Raw genomic sequence first — 3,019 nt, 5'->3', positions numbered from 1 at the left:
CCCACCAACTAGCTAATGCGCCGCAGGCCCATCCGTAAGTGAAAGATTGCTCCTTCTTTCCCGATTCCCTCATGCGAGAAAATCGCGTATCCGGTATTAGCATTCGTTTCCGAATGTTATCCCAGTCTTACGGGCAGGTTGCCTACGTGTTACTCACCCGTCCGCCGCTAACCTTCAGGAGTGCAAGCACTCCATCAAGTCCGCTCGACTTGCATGTATTAGGCACGCCGCCAGCGTTCGTCCTGAGCCAGGATCAAACTCTCCATAAAAGTTAAGTTTGTAGCTCATTTTGAAACATTTATACTGACAGTTTCGCTCGTTGTTCAGTTTTCAAAGAACAATTTCGACAACTTTTATATTATATATCAGTCATCTTCTTTTTGCAAGCAATTCTTTTAAGAACCTTTCAAGTAAGTACTTGATTGTCACTCATCGGACTTGCTCGCCGGCGTTGCTTCTCTCGGCCGGAATTAGAATATACCATGTATTATATAGATAGTGCAACCCTTTTTAATAATTTTATAAGATGAAATGTAGCAGCGCGCATTACGACTATAAATATTGCTTGTCAGACTTGGCTTAAGCGGGTTCTAAAAAGACGAGCGAATAGCTTCGCTCGTCCCCAACTATGCTTTACCAAGGCAATGTATCCCCATTGTTATCGATCAGACTAAGGGCTGAATCTGTCCATTCCGGACTTAGCCGCTGCTCCACAAGTCTGAGGATATGCTCAGCTGATTGCCCCGGTGTGAGCACACCTGACGCATCAAGCTTCCTTTGCATCCAAGTCTGCACATGTCCAGGATGAACGAACAGCACTTTGCCTCCCTGCGGAGATATCTGGTTGTGAATGAGCTTGGATCGCATATTGAGCGCTGCTTTGGACATGCAGTATGCGTACCACGATGCGCGGTTGCTGGCGCCTATGCTTCCAGCCTCGGACGAAATGTTCATAATAAGCTTGTCCGTACTGTTTAATATGAAATCGATCAGTCCGCTGGACATCCTCAGCGCTCCCAGCGTGTTCACTCCTCGATACACTGTCTCCATTTTTTCGAAATCGAGTTCATTCTGCACGGTCGATGCGATATCGCCAAGAATAGCCCCATTATTGATCAGTAAGTCAATGCGATCCGTCTCAGCAGAGATTGCCTCTATGGCCTGACGAACGTTCTCAGCGTTGCTTATATCAAGCCGTAGCAAACGATGCCATTCCCCATGCTCGCCCTGCAGTTCCTGTAAATCGACATTGCTTTCCGCAAACTGGCCAGCCCATACCTTATAGCCTTTCGCCAGCAGCCCTTTCACTAAAGCAAATCCAACGCCTCTGTCAGCACCGGTTACAAATGCCTCTCGAATCGGTTCCAAAATTTCTTTCCCTCTCGCTGCTAGATTCGGTTACCATGCATACGCTTCCGGAGCTGCTCCTCCCGGGCCTGGGAATATCCGGTCCAGCTCATGAAGTGTCGACTCATCTAACTTAATCTCCACTGCGCGCAGCGTATCGAGCAGCTGATCGACGGTACGCGGGCCGATAATTGGCGCCGTCACGGCTGGATTGGCAAGGAGCCATGCGAGCGCTACATGCGCAGGTTTCTCGCCCAAATCGGAGCATAGACCTGAAAAAGCTTAATGCCTAGGCCCATGTCCTGTGCTGTGCAGCCGGCAAAGTTGCTTGAACCGATATAATCGATTTTCCCCTGATTGACCAGTCCCTCGAAAGCGCCCCAAATTTCGTCCCACGTCGTACGGCGGTCGATATGATGCATCTGGTAAAGCTCCACATGATCTGTCTGCAAGCGCCTCAGAGAATCTTCCAAATGGCGGCGGATTTTATATAGGGACAATCCTTTCTCGTCATTGGGACCATAGAGCGGCTTGTGCAGCTTCTCATACACTTTTGTCAACTATACCGGTACGGAGCAATGCGCTTCTGGCCAATCGTGGGGACCAGGCGTCAAAGATTCATACAAACTTTTCTACGTACACAGCGGGAAAGGCATACTGCGGGTTCAAGAGAAAACATTCCGACTGGCCATCGGTCATGTCTTTCTTCTATCGCCTAATGTCCTGTCCTTCTACCAAGCCGATGAGGAGGAGCCATGGACCTTTTCTTGGGTGGCATTCGACGGCGGCATCGTCCCAGAATATTTGAAGCAAGCAGGCTTTACGCTAGACTGTCCCGTTATAAGATGTGACCGGGAGCAGGAAATCAGGCAGTGCTTCAACCAGCTTTTCGATGCGAACCAGTACTATTACAGATTACGATCGAGGAAATGGCGAAGAGCCTTGGACTAAACCGCAAATACATAACCGACTTGTTTAAAGAAGTGGTCGGAATGCCGCCGCAGCAATATTGGGGCCAACTCAGAATCAACAAAGCGTGCGAGCTGCTCACAGCGACTTCCCTTTCAGTCAAGGAGATTGCATATAGCGTCGGCTACTCCAATCAACTTCATTTTACGAAAAAGTTCAAGCAGAGCTGCAGTATGTCGCTGAGCGACTATCGGAAAGCTGGTAGCCATACGCAGCTTTTTCTCTGAATATGGATTAAAAAAGGCAGGCATATTCTTATGAGCTTGCCCGCCTTCTCCTTATCAGAAATAATCTTATCGATGCCCGTCTCCTTCAGCATTTTAATATATTCGGGGAGTATCTTATCCGATCTACGGTCCCTGTATCGAGCATAGGATTAGACAACTATAAACAGCCCACCGGCAATGACAGTGATGATTCTAACGTAATAGTAAGTTAATTAATAACACAAAAAAGCCCTACCGGTTAATTTGCCCGGAGGGATGCTCATTTAAAAGTGGTGCCGGCGATAGGAGTCGAACCCACGACCTACTGATTACAAGTCAGTTGCTCTACCAACTGAGCTACACCGGCACATTGAAGGTTACACCTTCAAAACTGGATGCGAATGATGAATCCTTAGCTTAGTCTTGCTCACGAAGTTTGCTTCTCATACAAGAAGCTGTAGGATAAGCCCTCGACCTATTAGTACTCGTCAGCTGCA

At 48.1% G+C, this 3,019-nt stretch carries 3 protein-coding genes, 1 tRNA gene, 1 rRNA gene and 1 pseudogene; 2 read left to right on the top strand and 4 right to left on the bottom strand.

Annotated features, from left to right (window positions below):
* The 3 genes and pseudogenes from PAECUDRAFT_RS24220 to PAECUDRAFT_RS25465 all read right to left on the bottom strand — a co-directional run.
* A 16S ribosomal RNA gene (locus tag PAECUDRAFT_RS24220) occupies positions 1-269 on the bottom strand; the annotation flags it as partial.
* Positions 270-633: 364 nt separating this feature from the next.
* The gene (locus PAECUDRAFT_RS24215) at positions 634-1,368 is read right to left on the bottom strand and encodes an SDR family NAD(P)-dependent oxidoreductase (RefSeq protein WP_006040800.1); all 735 of its coding nucleotides are present in this window, start codon (positions 1,366-1,368) and stop codon (positions 634-636) included.
* A gap of 30 nt (positions 1,369-1,398) precedes the next feature.
* A pseudogene (locus PAECUDRAFT_RS25465) lies at positions 1,399-1,904 on the bottom strand (aldo/keto reductase); the annotation flags it as partial.
* Between PAECUDRAFT_RS25465 and PAECUDRAFT_RS26775 the strand changes: the two are divergent.
* Positions 1,879-2,298 carry an AraC family ligand binding domain-containing protein gene (locus PAECUDRAFT_RS26775; RefSeq protein ID WP_083814256.1) on the top strand — a complete coding sequence of 140 codons (420 nt, stop codon included), beginning with the start codon at positions 1,879-1,881 and terminating at the stop codon, positions 2,296-2,298. The pseudogene PAECUDRAFT_RS25465 and the gene PAECUDRAFT_RS26775 overlap by 26 nt on opposite strands.
* The gene (locus PAECUDRAFT_RS26770; RefSeq protein ID WP_144266659.1) at positions 2,277-2,543 is read left to right on the top strand and encodes a helix-turn-helix domain-containing protein; all 267 of its coding nucleotides are present in this window, start codon (positions 2,277-2,279) and stop codon (positions 2,541-2,543) included. Before PAECUDRAFT_RS26775 ends, PAECUDRAFT_RS26770 begins: the two co-directional genes overlap by 22 nt.
* A 270-nt stretch (positions 2,544-2,813) precedes the next feature.
* On the opposite strand, the gene PAECUDRAFT_RS24200 is transcribed toward PAECUDRAFT_RS26770, so the two are convergent.
* Positions 2,814-2,889: transfer RNA gene (locus PAECUDRAFT_RS24200), tRNA-Thr, on the bottom strand.
* Positions 2,890-3,019 lie beyond the last annotated feature (130 nt).

The sequence above is a fragment of the Paenibacillus curdlanolyticus YK9 genome, from assembly GCF_000179615.1.
Classification (GTDB): domain Bacteria; phylum Bacillota; class Bacilli; order Paenibacillales; family Paenibacillaceae; genus Paenibacillus_T; species Paenibacillus_T curdlanolyticus.
The sequence above is the reverse complement of the archived record's forward strand: the minus strand, read 5'-3'. Positions and strand labels throughout refer to the sequence as shown.